This window comes from Anaerotaenia torta (genome assembly GCF_050433395.1).
In the GTDB taxonomy this organism is placed as follows: Bacteria; Bacillota; Clostridia; order Lachnospirales; family Lachnospiraceae; genus Mobilitalea; species Mobilitalea torta.
The window spans coordinates 18,118-38,449 of record NZ_JBNPXH010000014.1 but is presented as its reverse complement, the minus strand read 5'-3'; the positions used below and the strand labels follow the sequence as shown (position 1 = coordinate 38,449).

The 20,332-nt window shown below is 48.8% G+C and carries 13 protein-coding genes; 10 read left to right on the top strand and 3 right to left on the bottom strand.

Features of this window, described 5'->3' with window-relative positions:
- Positions 1 to 232: 232 nt before the first annotated feature.
- From HNQ56_RS20110 to HNQ56_RS20065, 10 genes are all read left to right on the top strand, one after another.
- Entirely contained in the window at positions 233 to 1,882 is a 1,650-nt protein-coding gene (locus HNQ56_RS20110) for a transglutaminase domain-containing protein (RefSeq protein WP_429149868.1), read from the top strand.
- 310 nt (positions 1,883 to 2,192) lie between these two features.
- The gene (locus HNQ56_RS20105; RefSeq protein WP_429149865.1) at positions 2,193 to 3,794 is read left to right on the top strand and encodes a type 2 periplasmic-binding domain-containing protein; all 1,602 of its coding nucleotides are present in this window, start codon (positions 2,193 to 2,195) and stop codon (positions 3,792 to 3,794) included.
- Positions 3,795 to 3,876: 82 nt separating this feature from the next.
- Entirely contained in the window at positions 3,877 to 4,827 is a 951-nt protein-coding gene (locus tag HNQ56_RS20100) for an ABC transporter permease (RefSeq protein ID WP_429149862.1), read from the top strand.
- A gap of 14 nt (positions 4,828 to 4,841) precedes the next feature.
- A complete protein-coding gene (locus HNQ56_RS20095; RefSeq protein ID WP_429149859.1) occupies positions 4,842 to 5,678 on the top strand; it encodes a carbohydrate ABC transporter permease in 837 nt (278 codons plus the stop codon).
- A gap of 59 nt (positions 5,679 to 5,737) precedes the next feature.
- Positions 5,738 to 6,433, top strand: coding sequence for a rhamnogalacturonan acetylesterase (locus tag HNQ56_RS20090; protein WP_429149857.1), 696 nt, complete (start codon positions 5,738 to 5,740; stop codon positions 6,431 to 6,433).
- A gap of 18 nt (positions 6,434 to 6,451) precedes the next feature.
- On the top strand, positions 6,452 to 8,104 hold the full coding sequence (locus HNQ56_RS20085; RefSeq protein ID WP_429149854.1) for a glycoside hydrolase family 43 protein: 1,653 nt from the start codon (positions 6,452 to 6,454) through the stop codon (positions 8,102 to 8,104).
- Positions 8,105 to 8,152: 48 nt separating this feature from the next.
- Positions 8,153 to 10,093, top strand: a complete 1,941-nt coding sequence (locus tag HNQ56_RS20080; RefSeq protein ID WP_429149851.1) for a family 43 glycosylhydrolase — start codon at positions 8,153 to 8,155, stop codon at positions 10,091 to 10,093.
- Between the two features lie 54 nt (positions 10,094 to 10,147).
- Positions 10,148 to 11,920, top strand: a complete 1,773-nt coding sequence (locus HNQ56_RS20075; protein WP_429149848.1) for an ABC transporter ATP-binding protein — start codon at positions 10,148 to 10,150, stop codon at positions 11,918 to 11,920.
- 47 nt (positions 11,921 to 11,967) lie between these two features.
- The gene (locus tag HNQ56_RS20070) at positions 11,968 to 13,134 is read left to right on the top strand and encodes a glycoside hydrolase family 88/105 protein (RefSeq protein WP_429149845.1); all 1,167 of its coding nucleotides are present in this window, start codon (positions 11,968 to 11,970) and stop codon (positions 13,132 to 13,134) included.
- A gap of 49 nt (positions 13,135 to 13,183) precedes the next feature.
- Positions 13,184 to 14,740 carry a glycoside hydrolase family 28 protein gene (locus tag HNQ56_RS20065; protein ID WP_429149842.1) on the top strand — a complete coding sequence of 519 codons (1,557 nt, stop codon included), beginning with the start codon at positions 13,184 to 13,186 and terminating at the stop codon, positions 14,738 to 14,740.
- Positions 14,741 to 14,885: 145 nt separating this feature from the next.
- Here HNQ56_RS20065 and HNQ56_RS20060 read toward each other — a convergent pair whose 3' ends face one another.
- From HNQ56_RS20060 to uxaC, 3 genes are all read right to left on the bottom strand, one after another.
- Positions 14,886 to 16,358 (bottom strand): serine hydrolase domain-containing protein, encoded by a 1,473-nt coding sequence (locus HNQ56_RS20060; RefSeq protein ID WP_429149839.1) that lies wholly within the window; start codon positions 16,356 to 16,358, stop codon positions 14,886 to 14,888.
- Positions 16,359 to 16,372: 14 nt separating this feature from the next.
- Positions 16,373 to 18,610: an AraC family transcriptional regulator gene (locus HNQ56_RS20055; protein WP_429149836.1), complete on the bottom strand. Its 2,238-nt coding sequence runs from the start codon at positions 18,608 to 18,610 to the stop codon at positions 16,373 to 16,375.
- 306 nt (positions 18,611 to 18,916) lie between these two features.
- Positions 18,917 to 20,326, bottom strand: a complete 1,410-nt coding sequence (gene uxaC / locus HNQ56_RS20050) for a glucuronate isomerase (protein ID WP_429149833.1) — start codon at positions 20,324 to 20,326, stop codon at positions 18,917 to 18,919.
- Positions 20,327 to 20,332: the final 6 nt, after the last annotated feature.

Sequence of the window (20,332 nt, the reverse complement as noted above, 5' to 3'; positions counted from 1 at the left end):
TATTTGGTGATTTCACAGTAAACATCAGTAAACATGTATTAGAGCCTGCTATTATTTTTGCATTATATAGGGATATCTGATAAATAATAATAGTAAATATCAATAAAAATATGAGAATATTTGAACTTTTGCAAACAATAGTGTATTATTCTAATGGAGATGAGCTCAGAGAAATCAGGAGGAAGTCGTGCAAAGAGCTTATATTAAACTACTACTATGGAGGAGCAGGAAAGTGATTTACAAAAGAAGAAACGGCGGATCGGAATGCCGTGTGAAGTACATTCGGACAGCCGCATTTGGTATGGTATTATTTTTAATATTGGTCGGTGCGGTTTACTGGCAAACACGTTCGGCGGTGGTGAAAGCAGTACAAATGGAAGCCGGTGACGAGGAGATTAAGATTGAAGATTTTATAAAGGATAAGCATAGCAAAGGTGATTTTATAACAGATATTAAGAGTTTGGATACCTGTGTTGTAGGGAAGCATGAGATAAAAGTCAAGGTAGGCTCCAGAACGTATAAATCAATGCTGGAGGTGGTTGATACGAAGGCGCCGGACTTTATTGTTACGGATCAATTGGCATTGCCTGGAGAAGAATTGGATCCCAATGCTTTTGTGTCTGAGATAATGGATGCCACTCCTGTGAAGGTGTTCTTTGAGAGCCTTCCGGACACATCAACACCGGGAGTGCGGGAAGTGACTCTAATCGGTGAAGACAGCGGTATGAACAGAACAGCGAAAAAAGCAAAGCTCACTGTACTGGAGGTCCGGAATGCAATAACGATAGAGGCCGGCTCCCAGGTGAAGATAACGCCGGAAGATTTTGTGAAGGGCGGAGGCGGCAGTGTGTCCTTTGTCATGGATCCTGAGAGCCTGGATATAAGTAAGCCCTCCGTTCATTCTGTAGAAATAAAAGTAAACGAAAAATCAATCATCGGGAGTATTCAGGTGGTCGATACGACACCTCCTGAAGCAGCCGTGAGAGCGCAGCAGGTCTGGAAAGAGGAAGAAATAAGTGCACAGGCCTTCTTCCATCACATAGAAGATGTATCTGAGGTTTCAGCCTCTTATAAATCACTGCCGGACTTCAATAAACTGGGGGAGCAGAATGTTATGCTGGTACTCACGGATGCATCGGGGAACACGGCTGAGTTTTCCTCTGTCCTGACGGTGCTTCAGGATGACGAGCCTCCGGTTATTCAGGGAGCCTCGGATAAGCTGGTGTATATAGGCGATTCGGTATCTTACAGAAATGGGGTATCCGTATCAGATAATAAAGATAAGGGCCTTGTTCTTGAGATTGATAGCAGCAGGGTAAATCTGAAAAAAGAAGGAACCTATAAAGTATATTATTCAGCAGCCGATACCTCCGGAAATAAAATAGTGAAAGAAATTAAAGTAAAAGTGGAAAGATTCGTGGTATCTGAGGACACGGTAAATGAATTGTGCGATAAGATACTGGCTAAGATAACAAACAGCTCCATGACAAAGCGGGAAATCGCCTATGAGATTCACAAATGGGTTAAGCGGAATCTGAGCTATACCGGATCTTCTGATAAATCGGACCGGCTGGCGGAGGCTTACCGTGGGATAGAGGGTAAGAACGGTGACTGCTTCACCTATTTTGCAGTTGCCAAAGCCTTATTGACCAGGGCGGGAATTGACAATATGGATGTAGAACGTGTGGGAGGTAAGACCAGGCATTACTGGAGCCTTGTTAATTGCGGTGAAGGCTGGTATCACTTTGACACCAGTCCGACGCTGTATCCATTTGACACCTTCATGATGACTGACAAGCAGACAGAGGAGTACACTGCACAACGCGGAAATAATTATTATGATTTTGATCATTCCTTATACCCGGCAACGCCGGAGGAGTAATATGGTGCTATAATTTCTAAACTCCTTGATTCTCCTGTATCCTGAAAATAATGTAAATTGTAAATGCTTACACAACGTAAAAATTGGATGATTGAAAAGGCCGAAATAATAAGAATTGCACTCAAATCCAAAGAAATGAACCTTGTGTTTTGGCTATATTTAGTGCTAATATCGATTTGTCATTAAAGATGTTGTGCATATTTGATAAATGCGATGCCATAAGGATTACGATATGGGAAGCGTGAATATGGCATCGCTGGGGTAGTGTAAATAGCACAAACAGATACATGTATAAGGAGGATTTATGAAAATGAAGAGAAACATGAGTAAGACCTGGGCTTTAATCCTTACCCTTGTAATGGTACTATCCATTGCACTGACAGGCTGCGGTTCGAAGCCGGCCGCCACATCGAAGGATCCGGCTCCTACCAAGGCAGCGGATGAGGGCAAGAAAGAAGAGAAACCCGCTGATACCACTGCCGATGCACCCGCAGAGTCCGAGGTTACCAAGCCGGAGAAGATTAAGATCATGGTTGACGGTACTCTGGTAACACAGCAGAATGCAAGAGATGCATTTGAAGCAAAATGGGAAGAGCTTACCGGAATTGATCTTGAGATCATTCAGCCGGACCATTCCGCATACTATGATGTTGTCGGGCAGACCCTGGCAAGCGGTGACTGGCCGGATGTTATCTTATTAGGAAGTACATATTATGCAGGTTATGCCGCCGAGGGAGTTCTCTGGGATATGACCGATGCCTGGGAGAATTCTGAATTAAAGGCTTCCGGCAGGGTGAAGGATGAGAATCTGGTGGAAGGCCTGAAGGTTGACGGTGCTCTTTACGGCATCGCTCCTACCCGCGGTAACGGATGTGTTACCTATGTTAAGAAAAAATGGCTTGATAATGTGGGCATGCCGGCACCTACTAATTACGCTGAGTATATTGCCATGCTGGAAGCCTTCACCACCGGCGATCCTGACGGCAATGGAGTGAACGGGGATACCTACGGTGTATCCAGCGCAGGTATTGTAGGGCCCGAGGCACCTTGGACCAACTACCTTCCTGAGTTTTATCAGGATGCCACTCCCGGCTTTGTAAAGGATTCATCCGGTAAATGGGTGGATGGCTTCACACAGGATAATTTTGCAGCTGCTCTTGAGAGATTGCGGGATGCTTATGCAAAAGGCTATATCGATAAGGAATCCCTGACCAATGCCACCAGTGACTGCCGTAATAAGTTTTATGAGGACAAATTCGGCGTATTCACCTACTGGGCAGGAACCTGGGCAACCAATTTAAAGACCAATTTGGAGACTAACGGTCTGGACGGCGAATTAATCGCACTTCAGCCCATTGCAGAGGTTGGCGCTTATCTTGAGAGACAGTCACCCGCCTGGGCAATCACAACGAAATGTACGAATCCGGAAGGCGTATTCAAATACTTCTTTGAAACCATGCTGGACGGCGGAGAGGTTCAGAAGCTCTTCACCTATGGTGCGGAAGGCTCCCACTGGTCAACCAAGGCTGAGACCATCCTGGATAAGACCTATGAGGAAGGTGTATTCCATATGCTGGAGAGCCTTGAGAAGCCCGGCACACCGTATACCAAGAACCATATTGATCCCATGCTGGCAATTTCAACCCTGGTAAATGATCCCGGTCTGGAAAAGATTGCAGCGGAAGCAAAGGCATCCCAGGAAATGTTTAACACCCATTCAAAGCTGGTGGATCTGATTCCTTCCAATGAGGCCATGAGCCAGTATAACGGTGATTTAACCACATTAAAGAATGAGATCGTGGCGAATGTCGTAGTATCCGGCATGTCCATTGAGGACGAGATGAAGAGATTTGAATCAGAGGGCGGAGCAGAGTGGTCCAAGATGATTGTGGATGCATTAAACGCCAACTAAAAAAACAAAGGAACAGAAACAGGAATTAATAAAAGGGCGGAGCAAAGCTCCGCTCTCTTTTGAAGGAAGGTAGACTTTGGCAATGAGTAAAAAAAGGAATGAGAGGCTTCGCAGTACAAAATCCCTGAGCCAGAGGATTTATACTTATCGTTGGTTTTATGTAATGTTTATACCCGTATTGATTTTTGCGGCGGTATTTTATTATGCGCCGATTCTGGGGATACGATATGCTTTTTACGATTATAAGGGAATTAAGGAGCCGGTATTTGTCGGACTGAAGAATTTTGAAAAAATGTTTTCCATGAAGACCTTCTGGTTTGCATTTCGGAACACCCTGGTGCTTAGTACGGCGAATCTGCTGATTAAAACCTTCACAGCAGTATTGCTCTCCTTATTATTAAATGAAGTCATAAATTTGAGATTCAAAAAGCTGGCACAGACAGTGGTTTATCTGCCCCACTTTATGTCCTGGGTGGTAACGGCTTCTGTATTTGCCCTGATCATGTCACCTACGCAGGCGGGTTTGGTGAATTCTATTCTGACCAGTCTGGGCATTGTGGAGAAAGGCTCGGAGATTTATTTTCTGGCCAGTAAGACCTGGTGGACTCCGGTGTATTATCTCATCAGCATCTGGAAGGATGCGGGCTGGGGAACGATTATCTTTATGGCGACCCTTTCCTCCATCAGCCCGGAATTATACGAGGCAGCCTCCATCGACGGTGCGGGCCGGTTCCAGAAAGTACGTTTTATTACCATGCCTTCCCTGGCGAATACTATCATCGTTGTGCTGATTCTGAACCTGGCAAAGGTAATGAATCTCTTCGAGTCTGTATTCGTACTGCAGAATGATGCGGTAATCAGACAATCGGATGTAATTCAGACCTATATCTATTATCAGACCTTTAACAGCGGTGCGCTGCCAAATTACGGATACACCACGGCGGTTGGTCTTGTAAAATCCATCGTTGGCTGTATTCTGGTTCTGATCTGCAATCATGCCAGTAAAAAAGTACGCGGCAGCGGAATTGTGTAAGGGAGAGTGGCATTATGAAAAAGAAAATAACTCCGTTTAATATATGCTTGACTTTGTTTTTTATAGTAATATGTTTGCTTACGATCATACCCCTGTGGAAGGTATTTGTGGATTCCCTGGATTTGAAAACCGCCTATGGAATGAGGCTGTGGCCGAAGAAATTTGGCATTGACGGTTATAAATCTGTCTTTGTTAATCCTACCCTGTACCGTCCCCTTCTGGTCTCCGCAGTCACTACCCTGGGAGGCACCGTGGTTGGTCTTGTGTTATCTACTTTGGGAGCCTATGTATTGATCCAGAAGGAGATGCCCGGGCGTTCCGTATTGTCAGCTATGCTGCTGTTCACCATGATCTTCAACGGCGGTATGATTCCTACCTATCTGGTGGTGAATGATCTGAACCTGACCAATACCCTCTGGTCTGTTATCTTGCTGCCGGGTCTGAATGTGTTCAATCTGGTCTTAATGCGGAATTTCTTTGACGGCATACCGAAGAGCCTGTTTGAGGCGGCCTCCATCGATGGGTGCTCCCCCTTCGGCATTTTCTGCCGGATTGTGCTTCCGCTGTCGAAGGCGGCTCTGGCGGCCATTGGGCTGATGTTTGCCGTAAGCTATTGGAATGATTATACTAATTTCAAATTATATATCACGAATTCGGATCTGTATAATTTCCAGATGAAGCTGCGCAGCATTATTATGGGAAGCGATCTGCCCCAGTCCCTGGGCGGCGCCACGGATAATACGGTGAAGAATGCGGCCACCATGGTTGCGATTATTCCCTTCATGATTTTGTACCCCTTCTGCCAGCAATACTTTATACAGGGTGTGAATGTGGGCGCCGTGAAGGAATAATAGAGGGCAAAGAATGACAGAGAAAAGGAATGGTGAAGAAATGACGGGAGAGAATGAAAATGTCGGTTAAAATATACTGGACCGGAGATTCTACGGTAAAGCAGAATGACTTTACCACCTATCCTCAGACGGGGATTGGACAGGGAATGCGGTTGTTTATCAAGCCGGAGGCGGCAATCTTAAATCATGCCGAGAATGGAAGAAGCACGAAGAGCTTTATTGAAGAAACCCGTTTGGCGGCAATTTATAATGAGATGACGGCGGGGGATTTTCTGTTCATTCAATTCGGACATAATGACAGCAAGGCGGAGGATCCCAACCGGTATGCCGAGGCCTGGAGTGAATACAGGGCAAACCTGGAGTGCTTTGTCAATGCAGCCAGAAACCGCAAGGCGAATCCGGTCTTCCTGACCCCATTGTGCAGAAGGTGGTTTGATGAAAATAATCAATTAAAGGAAAGAATCCACGGAGACTACCCGGAGGCTATGTTTGCCTCCGCCAGGGAGCTGGGGGTTGCCTGCATCGATCTCTATGGCAGGAGCAGGGAGCTGATAGAGCGGCAGGGACCGGAAGCCAGCAAAAGATATTTCATGCATCTGGAGCCGGGGGAATATCCGAATTACCCGGAGGGGCTGACGGATGATACCCATCTTAGATATGAGGGAGCGGTTGCTTTTGCAGAACTGATTGCAAAGGAGCTGAAGGAGTTGGGCGGAATCTATGAGGATTTGCTTCTGTATCCCGAGAAGCTCTAGGGAATTATGGAGGGAATCATGGACAGTGAGATATTATGGAAATCAGATCTGGGTGACGGGACCTACCAAAACCCTATCCTTTACGCCGATTATTCCGATCCCGACGTAATAAGGGTAGGGAATTATTTTTATATGACGGCATCCAGCTTCAATTATACGCCCGGATTGCCGATCCTGGTATCCGAGGATCTGGTAAATTGGGAATTGAAGAACTATGCTATCCGGAATATTGGCTATGATGAATATAAAAATCCTAATCATGCCAGGGGGATCTGGGCGCCTGCGATCCGGTACCATGACGGGAGGTTCTGGATCTGCTACGGAATGCCGGATGAAGGGATCTTTATGATCCATGCGGAGGATCCCCTTGGAGCCTGGAGTGCACCGGTGCTCCTGTTAGAAGGGAAGGGGTATATTGATCCTTGTCCTTTTTGGGATGAGGATGGCAAGGCCTATATCATCCATGGATATGCAAGAAGCCGCATCGGTTTTAAGAGCTTTCTGGGAATATTCCCGATTTCATCCGATGCGTCCAGAGCAATTGGGGAAGATAAATTCCTATATGACGGAACGAAGAGCCAGCCTACCATCGAGGGACCCAAGGTGTACAAGAGGGACGGGTGGTATTATATCTTTGCGCCTGCGGGAGGGGTGAAGCAGGGCTGGCAGACCGTGCTTCGTTCAAAGCATATCTATGGACCCTATGAGGAGAGGATTGTCCTGGAGCAGGGCAGCACGGAGATTAACGGGCCGCACCAGGGCGGGCTGGTAGATACACCGGGCGGAGAGGAATGGTTTATCCACTTTCAGGACAGGGGCTTCTATGGCCGGATTACGCATCTTCAGCCGGTGCGCTGGTCGGAGGGCTGGCCGGTCATCGGGGTGACCCGGGAAGAGAGCCGGTTGGAGCCGGAGGCCGCAGTATCCGAGGCACTCGGAGAAAAACAGGAAGCAAAGCGGAAGGAAGCGGTATGTGGGGAACCCTGCCTGAGATACCGAAAACCGGGAGGGCTTCCAAAGGTGAAACCAATGTATTTGCAGGCCTCGGATGATTTCCGGGGTAAGGAGCTGGGCCTGCAGTGGCAATGGCTGGGCAATCATGAACGGAGCTTCTATTCCCTTACTGCCAGAGAAGGCCGTCTCAGATTATACAGCCTTAATCCTTCGGGGAGTGATCCGGTGATCTTATGGAAATCCTCGAATGTGGTTACGCAGAAGTTTGTCTGTCCGTCCTTTAAAGCGGAGATAAAGCTGGATATACAGGGACTGGGATACGGAGAGCAGGCCGGCTGTGCTGTGATGGGCGGTCAGTATATGCTGCTTGCCGTGAGAAAACAGAAGGAGGGTCTGTCCCTGGTCTATGGAGAATCGATGGGAAGCGGGGACAGGAGAGAAGAGAATATACTTATGGCGGCAGAGCTGCCTTCTGATGTGCAGGAGGTAATCTTTCATCTGCTTCTTCATAAGGAAGAAGACCGGTTTGTTATTCGGAGCTCCTATTGCCTGAAGGATGCTTCCTTTAAGGAGACCGGACATCTCTTTGTTCCGTCGGATCATACCTGGGTGGGAGCCAAGATCGGATTGTTTTCCGTTGCATTGGATACTTTGCCGGGCCATGGTTATGCTGATTTCAAGTATATTAAATTAAAGGCTTTGGGGCCGGGGCAGTAGAATAAGAAGCAAAAATATAGTATACTTAGGTAAATGGGAGAGGATGCGTTGAGAAATCTAAAGGAAGCAATCGTAAGGCAGGATCTGGAGCTGGTAAAGGAGATCCTGCTTCGGGATCCTGCCTGTATTGAGGATAGGGACGAACAAGGGATTCCCATGAGCTTTGCGGCGGCAGGAACCGGTAATCTGGAGCTTGTAAGATATATTGTGGAATATTCCAGGGCAAGCATGAATGAAACGGAGGACCAGAACCGTAATATCCTGCATTTTGCCGCGATGTCAGGAAATGTTGAATTGTCCAGGTATCTTATCGAGAAGGTTGGAATATCGCCGTTGGCACCGGACGTCCGGCTGGTTACGTCCTTTGATATCGCTCATACTATGGGGCACAGGGAGCTGGAGGAATATTATGAGGAGGTGTGCCGGGCTCCCTTAAGCGGAATGTACCGCAATCCGGTGCGGACCGGTATGTTCCCGGATCCCTCCGTTGTGAGGGTGGGGGAAGATTATTATATGGTCAACTCCAGCTTTATCTATTTTCCCTGTATTCCCATCTCCCATTCCAGGGATCTGATGCACTGGAGAATCATCGGACATGCCATTACGAATCCCCAATGGGCCGGTCTTGACGGGCTGGAGGGCGGCAGGGGGTATTGGGCGCCGGACATTTCCTATTATGAAGGAAGATTCTATATTACGGCCACGTATCGTCTGAATGATACCGGGACGGTATACCGGAGGCAGATTGTGGTATCCTCCGACAGACCGGAAGGTCCTTACAGCAAACCGGCTTTTATAGAGGAGGACGGGATCGATCCCTCGATTTTTAATGATGATGACGGAAGAAGATACCTGCTTTTAAACCGCGGGGCAAGAATATTGGAATTGGATTCTTCGGCAACGAGACAGATTTCAGAAGCAAAGCTGTTATATTACGGAGACCAGAAGAGAGCGCCGGAGGGACCCCATTTGCTGAAGAAGGACGGATACTATTATCTGTTCCTGGCGGAAGGCGGTACCGGGCCGGGACACAGAATTACAGCGGCAAGATCCCGGAGTCTCTATGGCAATTATGAACCATGTCCCTATAATCCCATTATGCGGCAGCAGGATCCTAAGGCGGGAATTCAGCGCTGCGGTCACGGCAAGCCTGTTATGACCCAGCACGGCGAATGGTATATGGTGTATCTCTGCGGAAGAATGGCGGAGGGGAGCTACAGTATTCTTGGAAGAGAAACCGCCCTTGATCCGATTACCTGGACAGCGGATGGCTGGCCGCTGGTGAATCACGGGAAGGGCCCCAGCGCCTTGCAGGTGAAGCCGGACTTGCCGGAATGTGTGTGGGACAGCAGTGATTGGGATGAATTTGATTCGGAAACCTTGGACACCGAGTGGATGTTTCCAAGACCGCCGGAGGAGGACGGCTGCCGGCTGGAGGAAGGGAAGCTTTGGATCAGAGGGAGCCGGGCGACCCTGGCATCGGCGGACGCCCGCAATATTGTGCTGCGAAGGCAGAAGCATTTCTGCTTTACAGCGGAGACCCGGTTTGGACTGGAGGACATAAAACCCGGGCAGGATGCGGGGATGATTTGCTTCTATGATGAGAATACCTGGCTGAAATACGGGGTATTTGCATTGCAGGAGGGCGGCTTGCAGATTAAGGCAGCGGAGCATGTCGGACATCTGGATAGGGAACATGCAGAAATAGCGGAACATGCCGGATTACCGAAGGATACAGGAGACCGGAAGAAGGAAATCTATCTTCGTATTATTACAAAATATCTGCGCCGTGAATTTTATTACAGTTATAATGGTGTTGATTTTAAGCTGTTTACCATATTGGATAATGTATACTACCTGTGTGATGAAGGAATACAAATGGGAAAGCGATTTACCGGGGCCATGGTGGGGATGTATGCCTATGGGGGCGGGGATGCTCTTGAGGTTCCCTTTGAGTACTTTCATTATACGGAAAATACAACGGGATAAAAGCTCTTATTTTTAGAAAAATGAGCGCATCTGACTTTGTTTTGGAGGAGTACCATGAAACAGACTTCATCAGAAGATATTTTTATCGAAAGCTATGAGAAACATAAAAATCATAATATAAAGATTTTACTTTCCATGTACCGTGGGAATTATCATAGATTTCTATTGTCCGCGTTTTTTTATACCGTCAAGCACAGCCCGGCCTGGGCAATGCCGATTGTTATTGCTAACATCGTGAACTGTGTTACAGTCCGGGCGGACAACACCCTGCGTGTGATTACCCTGAATGCGGCGGTGATTGCGGCATTGGTGATTTTAAATATCCCGATGAACTATCTCCATGTCCATTACCGCAGCCGTGCCATTCGTCAGGTGGAGGCGGGGCTGCGAAGCGCTCTGGTGAGAAAGCTGCAGCAGCTCTCCATATCCTATCATAAGGAGATGGAGTCAGGGCGGCTGCAATCCAAGGTGATGCGGGATGTGGAGGCAGTGGAAACCCTTTCCTCACAGCTCTTTGTAAATCTCCTCAATATTCTGATCAATATTACGGTGGCCCTTGGAATTACCGCTGTCAGCAACCGGATCGTGTTTATCTTCTTTCTGCTGACCATCCCCGTAGCCGCGCTGACCATTGTAGCCTTCCGCAGCCGTATCAGGAAGCAGAATCACAGGTTCCGCAAGGAGATGGAGGCAACTTCAGCCAGAGTCATGGAGATGGAGGAAATGGTTCCGGTGACCAGGGCCCATGCCCTGGAGAATGTGGAGGTCAGGAAGATGGAGGCCCTGGTCCGAAGTGTTGCGGAGGAGGGGTACCGGCTGGATATGATACAGGCTAATTTTGGTTCTGTCAGCTGGGCGATCTTTCAGATCTTTCAAATAGGGTGTCTGGTCTTCACCGGTATGCTGGTGCTGAGAAACAAGCTGCTGGCAGGGGACATCATACTCTATCAAAGCTATTTTACCACCATTGTTACGCAGGTATCGGGTCTCCTGACGCTGCTTCCCACCATTTCCAAGGGGATGGAATCCGTCACCAGTATCGGTGAAGTATTAAATGCCCATGATGTGGAGGAACATCATAATAAGCCGAAGATCGGGGATATTAAAGGAGATTATGAGTTCAAGGATCTGAGATTTCAATATAATGACTCCTCCCGGGATGTGCTCAGGGGTTTAAATCTGAAGGTGAAGGCGGGAGAGACGATAGCTTTGGTAGGAGAATCAGGCGCCGGAAAATCCACAATTTTAAATCTGGTAATCGGCTTTATCATGCCTTCCGAGGGTGAGCTTCTGGTGGACGGCAGGAATTTGAAGGAAATCAATCTTCGCAGTTACCGCAGGCACATTGCGGTGGTTCCCCAGGAAACCATTCTCTTCTCCGGATCGGTAAGGGATAATATAACCTATGGCCTGCCCTCCGTTACGGAAGAAGAATTGGAGAAGGCCATTCAGGCGGCGAATCTGAGCGATGTGATCGAAGGTCTGCCGGAGGGGCTGAACACCCTCATCGGGGATCATGGGAACAAGATGTCCGGCGGGCAGCGTCAGAGAATTGCCATTGCCCGGGCTATCATACGAAATCCCAGGGTGATCCTCTTTGATGAGGCAACCTCCGCCCTGGACAGTGTTTCGGAGGCGGTGATTCTGGATGCCCTAAGTAATCTCATCAAGGGAAGAACCACTTTTATTGTAGCTCACCGGCTCTCTACGATCCGTAAGGCGGACAGGATCTGTGTCCTTAAGGACGGTGTTTGTGCGGAGTTTGGCACTTATGAAGAGCTTATGGAGTTACAGGGTGAGTTTTACAGGATGAAATCATTACAGTGAGGCTGGGAGAATGAAGCGGGGCAGGATAAGGTGCAAGAATTAGGGGAATGTATCTGAGTCTGTATACTATAGAGAAAGGCAAGGTTAGAATCATGAACAGGATTGAGAATAAAGCGAGGCAATATATCGAATATTGTCTAAAGCATTTTAAGGGCTATAAAGAGAATTGGAATTATGAGGACGGCTGTGTATTAACGGGCTGTGTACAGCTTTATGAAGCCACCGGTGATCAACGCTTTCAGAAGCTGGTATTAGAGTATCTGAAGAACTTTATCCGGGAAGATGGTACAATTGCCAAGTATGAAGAGGAGAAGTATAATATCGACAGCATCAACTCCGGTAAGGTGTTATTTGCGGCTTACGATTGGACCGGCGAGGAGAAATACCGAAGGGCCATCGAGGTGCTGATGAACCAGCTCAGGCATCAGCCAAGAACCAAATGCGGCAGCTTCTGGCATAAGAAGATTTATCCCAACCAGATATGGCTGGACGGATTATATATGGCACAGCCTTTCTATATGGCTTATGAGACCCGGCTGGGTAAAAAGGAGAATTATAATGATATCGTCAGCCAGTTTAAAAATGTAAGGCAGTATCTCTATGACCAGCAAAAGGCCCTGTATTATCATGCTTATGATGAAGCCAGGGAGCTGTTCTGGGCGGATAAGACAACGGGCACTTCGCCTAACTTCTGGCTGCGTTCCATGGGCTGGTATCTGATGGCGCTGGTGGATGTAATGAGTGAGATGGATGAGACCATCTTTGAGCAGTACAAGGTTCTGGAGGATCTGCTGAGGGAAGCAGTGCGGGGGATTTTGCAGTACCAGGATAAGGAAAGCAGCCTCTTCTATCAGGTGATCGACCGGGCGGATGCAGAGGGAAATTATCTGGAAACCTCGGGAAGCGCAATGATAGGATACGCAATTCTGAAGGGCTGCAGGCTGGGAGCGCTGTTAAAGGAGAAGTATCAGCCCGTGGGTGAGGCTATAGCAGCATCCCTGACGGAGCGTATGATCATAGAAGAGGATGGAGCCTGGAGGCTGACCGGAATCTGTTCTGTGGCAGGGCTTGGCCCCGCGGATAACCTCCGCCGTGACGGGAGCGTGGAATATTATCTGTCCGAGCCGGTTGTCTGTGATGATCATAAGGGGATAGGAGCCTACCTGATGATGATTGCAGAAGAACTGCTCCTGAATTCAAAGGCTGAAGCTTAATGACAGGGAGGCTCCGGGACAGGACGATGATAGAAAGGGCAGAACAGCAATGGATATTAAAATAATACATCAGACCTCCCGCAGCATAGGGATTGAGATCTGTGACGGAGGCATCTTCCGCACCCGGGAGAGGTATGATATTCTCGTAAACGGAAGGGAATACGGCACTACGGGCCGGGTAATTACCGGCCTCTATGAACTTAAGCCGGATACGGAATATATTCTTACGGTACGGGGAAGGGCAGAGGAAGCGGAGGTTGCTGTCCGCACGGCAGCAGAGACTTATTCTCTTAATGTACGGGATTTCGGGGCAAAAGGGGATGGGATGAGCGATGATACCTGCTGCATCCAGGCGGCAATTATGGCCTGCCCCAGGGACGGAAGAGTATACCTGCCCGAAGGAATCTACCGGATTACCAGTCTGTTTCTGAAAAGCAATCTCAATATCGAAATCGGGAAAGGCGCCGTACTGAAAGCAGATACCGAAAGAGAGCGCCGGCCGGTTATGCCCGGAAGAATTCAGAGTTATGATGAAACAGGAGAATATAATCTGGGAACCTGGGAGGGGAATCCCCTCGACATGTTTGCCGGGGTAATCCATGGAATGGATGTGGAAAACGTGACAATCTACGGCCAGGGTACCCTGGATGGCAGTGCGGATGGGACGAACTGGTGGCTGGAGCCCAAGAAGCGGAGAATTGCCTGGAGGCCCCGGCTGGTTTTCCTAAGCCATTGCAGGAATATTACCATGGAGGGAATTCATTTAAAGAACAGCCCCAGCTGGACCGTTCATCCGTATTTTTGTGAGAATCTGAGGTTTATCAATCTGAGCATTGTCAATCCGAAGGATTCACCCAATACCGATGCATTAAATCCGGAATCCTGCCGGAAGGTTGAGATTCTTGGAATCTATTTCAGCGTGGGAGATGACTGTATAGCCATCAAATCCGGTAAAATCTACATGGGAGCCAGATATAAGACACCCTCCGAGGACATCACCATCCGTCAGTGCTGTATGCGGGACGGGCATGGTTGTGTGACCATAGGGAGCGAGATGGCGGGCGGTGTGCGCAATGTAACCGTAAGGGACTGCCGTTTTATTGATACGGACCGGGGGCTGCGGATTAAGACCCGCCGGGGAAGAGGAAGGGATGCCATTATTGAGGATATCCTCTTTGAGAATATCCTTATGGATGGGGTTAAGACACCGCTGGCAATCAACTGCTTTTATTTCTGTGATCCTGACGGGCACTCCAGCTATGTGCAGAGCAGGGAGCCGATGCCGGTGGATGAAAGAACCCCGGAGATAAGAAGCCTGACCTTCCGGAGGCTGGAATGCAGAAACTGTCATATAGCGGCAGTCTATATTCAGGGACTTCCGGAGCAAAAGATTAAGAAAATATCCATGGAGGATACCAGCTTCACCTTTGCAGAAGAAACCCAGCCGGGACTGCCGGAGATGCTGGACGGCATCCTGCCGGTAAGCAGCCAAGGGATTTGCATTAATAATGTGGAAGAGCTGGTACTTGACCGGGTATCCGTAGAAGGGCAGAGCGGAGAAGCCTTTCTCTTGCAGAATATCGGAAGACAAGAAGTGCATCCTTAAAGGGCTGTTGTAAATACTTCGGATGAAGCCTTAAAGAGCCGTTGCAAAATGAATTCATCATGTTGGATCTATTGTGATTTTCTTTACCGAATCGCAATATGCAACAGAGAAATTGTTTTGCAGCGGCTCTATCATCTTGCGGCTGTCAGACAGCGGTTCCATGAAGATAACCTGTAAATTCGTTAAAACAATGCTCCTCAACCTTCTTCATATATACCGTCACCGTATTCTCACGGAAGGCTAATTGAAAGCGCACGGAACCAATGGCTTCATCAATAATATGACTCTTAATATAAAGCAGATCCTGGGACAGCCAGCATCCGGAGCTGGCGCACCGCTGGGAATAAATCGGAAAGGAGCCGGTGACCGTCCGGCCAAACCCAAAGGGAAGGGAAAGAACCTCACCGCGGCAAGTAAGAAGCAGTACGCCTTCCGTGCCATCCGGGGCAAATTCCAGCGACAGTCCGGTAAACCCCGCCGGATTCTCCGCCAGATGATAGCTCCTGGCATGCAGCTCCTTCCTCCTCGGGGAGGAAACGCCACCCTGTAAGGGCTGTATACAAAGCCGGCTAAGATATTCCTCCAGCCTGGCCTGCGCGGAAGAATCGGCAGGGAGGGGAGTATCCGACAGATAAGGAAGAATTTCTTCATACAGGCAATGATAGATCATCTGATTGCCTCCCTGGATTCCCTGGGTATCGGCAGTGGTAACACAGATCAGATCCTGCTTCGGAAGGCAGATAGCCAGCTGGCCGCCCATCCCGTAGCAGGCAAAGCCCTCCTGCCGGGTCCTCCAGAACTGGTAGCCGTAGCCCTGGCATTCCTCCAAGGCGGAGCCTGTTACCAGAGTGGAGGTCTGACAGGAGACAGCAGCATCCACATACCATTTTGGAAGGTACTGAGTGCCCTTCATGGAACCCCCGTTCATAACCAGCATGGCGAAAATCATCAGATCCATGGGGGTGGCCATAAGTCCGCTGCCGCCCATGGATACTCCGAAGGGATCCCGGAGCATATAGGCTTCTTTGCTGAAGCCCAGCTGATCCAGACAGCGGTCCCGCATATAATCCAGCATCGGCCTACCCGCCAGGCGTTCCACCAGGGCGCAGAGGGTATGGCTGGCGGAGGTGTCATAATAGAATACCGTACCGGGTTCATGGCTGGGCTCCGTGGTGAAGAAGCTTTCCACCCAATCCTTATTCCGGTTCAGCTTATAGGTGGTCACGGACCGGCAGGTCTCCATCTTCAGCATATGTCGGATGGTCATCTGGGCGATCCAGGGATGCACCTTCTCCGGTACCTTGTCAGGAAAGTAGTTTATAATAGGATCGTCCAAGGACAGCCGCCCCTCCTCTGCCATGAGCCCCACCGCGACGGAAGTAAAGCTCTTGCTCACGGAGAACATGCGGTGCAGGGTGGAGGCATCATAAGGGGAGTAATAGGCTTCTGTCACTAATCTGCCATGCCTTGCCAGCAGTATGCTGTGCATGGGAATCTGGCAATCCTCCAACTTCTTGATAAAACGGTAAACAGCGTCAGAGGGTATCCCGGCATCAGCAGGCAGAGCATGCGTTAACAAAGTATTAGCTATCGGTAATGTATGAGGTGTGGTGTGCATCAAAAGATCCCTTTCTAAGATTCATTCACCGAATTGCGGAAATCCTTCGGGGACATTCCGTAAATCTTTTTAAAGGCCCGGCGGAAGCTGTTGGAATTATTATAGCCCACCTCCTGGTAGAGAAGGGAGACATTGATATCGGTTTCCTTCAGCAGATGCAGGGAATGCTCCATGCGGATACGCTCCAGGTAGCTGGAGAAGTTCTCCCCGGTCTCTTCCTTGAACAAATAGGAAAAATAACTTTCAGAGATGGAGAATTCATCGGATATCTTCGTCAGGCCCAGGGAGGGATCCATATAATTCTTGTTGATATAGGCTTTGATATTGGTAATCAGTTCATTGCCGCCGGAATTGGTCTCGGACAGCTCACACAGCAAAAGTGCGATATCCTCGCAGAGCTTCAGGGACATATGCTGGTCAAAAAGGGCATCAACGGAATTCAGCCCGGCTTCGTTTTTCTCCGTATTCTTAAGGCTGAAACGGATTCTGTATAAGGTATTATGAATATCCGAGATCAGGTATTTAATGATATTGATGGGAAGGGAGCGTTTCTCCATATTCTCCTGGCGCAGCAGCTCAAAGATCTCCAGTACCTGGCTCTTATTCCCCACTGTGATAAAGTTGGTAAGCTGTCTGGTGAGCTCAATGGGATAATAGAAGCCCCCCTGCTCCCGTTCAATCTTGGAATAAGTACGGATCATATGCTTTTTCGTGGTATAGGTGACGGCCTGCCTGGCCTGCTGGTAGGATTTCCAGGTGACCATCAGTCCGCTGTTCCAGTCGCCCAGTCCGGCAAAGGTCCAGATGGAGTGAGTGCTCATGAGATATTCATGCAGCGTCCGGAACTTCTCCTTTACATTGGAGCTGGAGGAGGCATCGGGCTCTTCCAGGGGGCTGGACAGCAGGATAGCGTATTCCCTGTCGTCGGAGCTGTGGATATAGGCCGCTTCCCCGAAGGTGTGTGCGACTGCCTTTTGAATAATTTCTTTATAATTAGTGGTGTCCGGTCCTGTAACCGCAGAATCCGCCACATACAGCTCGAATTGATTGACATAGGCCACGATATACAGAACAGTGAATTTGCGCTGTTCCGTGGAAATATTCAGATAGTGTCGGGCATACTCCAGCTCCTCCTGGGTGGAAATACCGCCCTGCATGATCTTGGCAAGATAGGAGTACCGGATTACGGGGATCTGCTCCTCCGCCATTTTCTGCAATGACTTTTGTGTGGTCAGGATGTCCTGCAGTTCCTTGCCCAATTGAAGAATTGGCTTTACATTGCTCTTGGACAGGAAGAAAATCATGATAAACTCCACCAGCAGGGCGGCGAATATGATGAGCAGGAAAAGATCACGGTATTGTATCAGGGAATAGAGAGAAGCATCCACCGGCTGAATCAGATAGTAATTCCAGCCATTATACCGGGAACGGGCATGGGTGACAAACATGTTCTCCCGATGCCCGGCGGTATATTCTGAGAAACCATTCTCATAAGGCAGGGAGGTCAGACGCCCGGCATCGGCTTCCTCGCTCTTTTCTCCCAGCAGGGTAAAAGCGGGACTGCCGTTTTCATCGGTAACATAGAGATGGCCGGATTCGTAAAAATTCAATTCACTGAACGCATCCGCAAGCTTTTGATGATCAATCACGAAGCAGATGGTGGCAGGTACGTTTTTCAGGGTGTAGGAATTCAGGGGAAGAATATATAAGTAGGAGTATGCGGGATAGGGGGTATAATAAGGAGCCAGCGGTACAAGATGCTTGTAGGAAGCGGAGGCGTTCATCATGTCTAACCATTCCTCATACTTATCCTTATGATACCATTCTCCCGTGTAATAGAACCTGGATTGCTGAAACTGGCTGAAGGACAGGATATAATCCGGCTTCTGCAGATAGATGAAATAGGTGCTGCTGGGCAGGAGGGATTCGGTAAACACATAGACAGACAGGTCGTTCTTTGCACGATAGGCTTCTATGTAATAATCGCTTTCATTGGAGGACTGCCAATTGGCAAGGCGTATGACATGGGAATTGGCGGCAACCTGTCCCGCCAGCACGTCCATGGTTTCAAATTTGCTGTCCAGATCGCTTATGGTCTTTTCAAGGGTGAACTTTGTCTGGGTCCGGATTTCCGTGCGCACATTTTTTATACTGATACTATATAAATAACCGCCCATAATCAGAATTACAAGGAGCAATGCACTGTATGAGATTACAAAACGCCTCAGAAATCGGTTATTCTTAGTATCCATGAAAAAGCTCCTTATCTCTGTTTTAATTGTTTTGATTTTGTTAACAGTATACCACGTCTTCCATATAACGGCAAATAAAAAGGGTGCTACAAAACCCGAAGTGTTACAGTCAATGTCATTAAGTTAAAGCCCGCAGCACTTCATTGAGCCACTTTTACTTGCCTTACCTTCGTGCGTTCAAAACGCTCCGCTTCACAAGATGCACTCAGCCGGTCAGCGTAAAAGTGGCTCAATGAAGTGCTGCGGGCTTTAACTTAATGACATTGGGTTATAAGGTTCAAGTTTTGTAACATCCCTTCAAAGATTTTAGTTTGCGGTAAACCGGAAATAGTTCAGGGTATTGTAATAGGAGATGCCCTCCACGATTTCCTTTAACAGATCATAGTCCGCGGGGTATTCGCCGTTCTCCACCCAGCCGCCGATGAGGTCGCACAGGATGCGGCGGAAATATTCATGCCTGGGATAGGAGAGGAAGCTTCTGGAATCCGTCAGCATGCCGATAAATCCGGCCAGATATCCTAAGTTAGCCAGATTGGTCATCTGCTCCATCATACCGGTCTTATTGTCATTAAACCACCAGGCGCTTCCGTGCTGTATCTTCCCTACGGAGGAGCCATCCTGGAAACAGCCGATGATGCTTGCGATGGAAGCGTTGTCATTGGGGTTCAGGCTGTAGATGACAGTCTTTGGCAGAGCGTTCCTGCTCTCCAGGGCATTGAGGAAGTTGGCCATATGGGCGGAGGGAGCATAATTATTGATGCAGTCATAGCCGGTGTCGGGCCCGAGGGATTGGTACATACGGCCGTTGTTATCCCGCTTGCAGCCGTAATGAAGCTGCTGCACCCAGCCCAGCTCATGGTAAAGCCCGCCCACATACAGCATAAATGCGGTCTTGAACTGCTGTACCTGGAGAGGGGTGAGGTCTTCTCCCCGGAGTCTCTTCTCAAAGATGGACTGGATCACATCGTCGGAAGCGGGCTCATACATGATATAATCCAGGGCGTGATCGGAAATATTGCAGCCGCAGACAGCGAAATAATCCATTCGCACCTTCAGAGCCTTCTTCAATGCGCTGAAGCTGTCCACGGTTACCCCGGATGCGGCGCTCAGCCTTTCCAGGTAGGCCGGATAATCCGGCTTATCCAGGTTCATAGCCTTGTCCGGCCTCCAGGCAGGAAGAACTTTCACATTAAAATCAGGATCCTCAGCAATCTGCTTATGCCATTCCAGGGAATCGACCGGATCATCGGTGGTGCAGATATGGTTTACATTGGAACGCTTGATAATATTGCGGGCACTCATGGAGGGCTCTGCCAGCTTGGCATTGCAGAGCTTCCATACCTCCTCGGAGGTCTTCGGGCTTAAGGTGCCATAATAGCCGAAGTAGCGCTGAAGCTCAAGATGGCTCCAGTGATACAGGGGATTTCCGATGGCTTTGGACAGGGCCTCTGCCCATTTCTCGAATTTCTCTCTGTCGGGAGCGTTGCCGGTGATGTAATACTCGTCGATTCCGCAGGTGCGCATGAGCCGCCATTTATAATGGTCGCCTCCCAGCCATACCTGGGTGATATTGTCGAAGCTTTTATCCTGCGCGATCTCCTGGGGATTGATGTGGCAGTGGTAATCGATAATGGGTAGGGGAGCCGCATACTCGTGAAAAAGCTTCTTCGCGGTATCGGTGGATAACAGAAAATCCTTGTCTAAAAATTGTTTCATAAATAA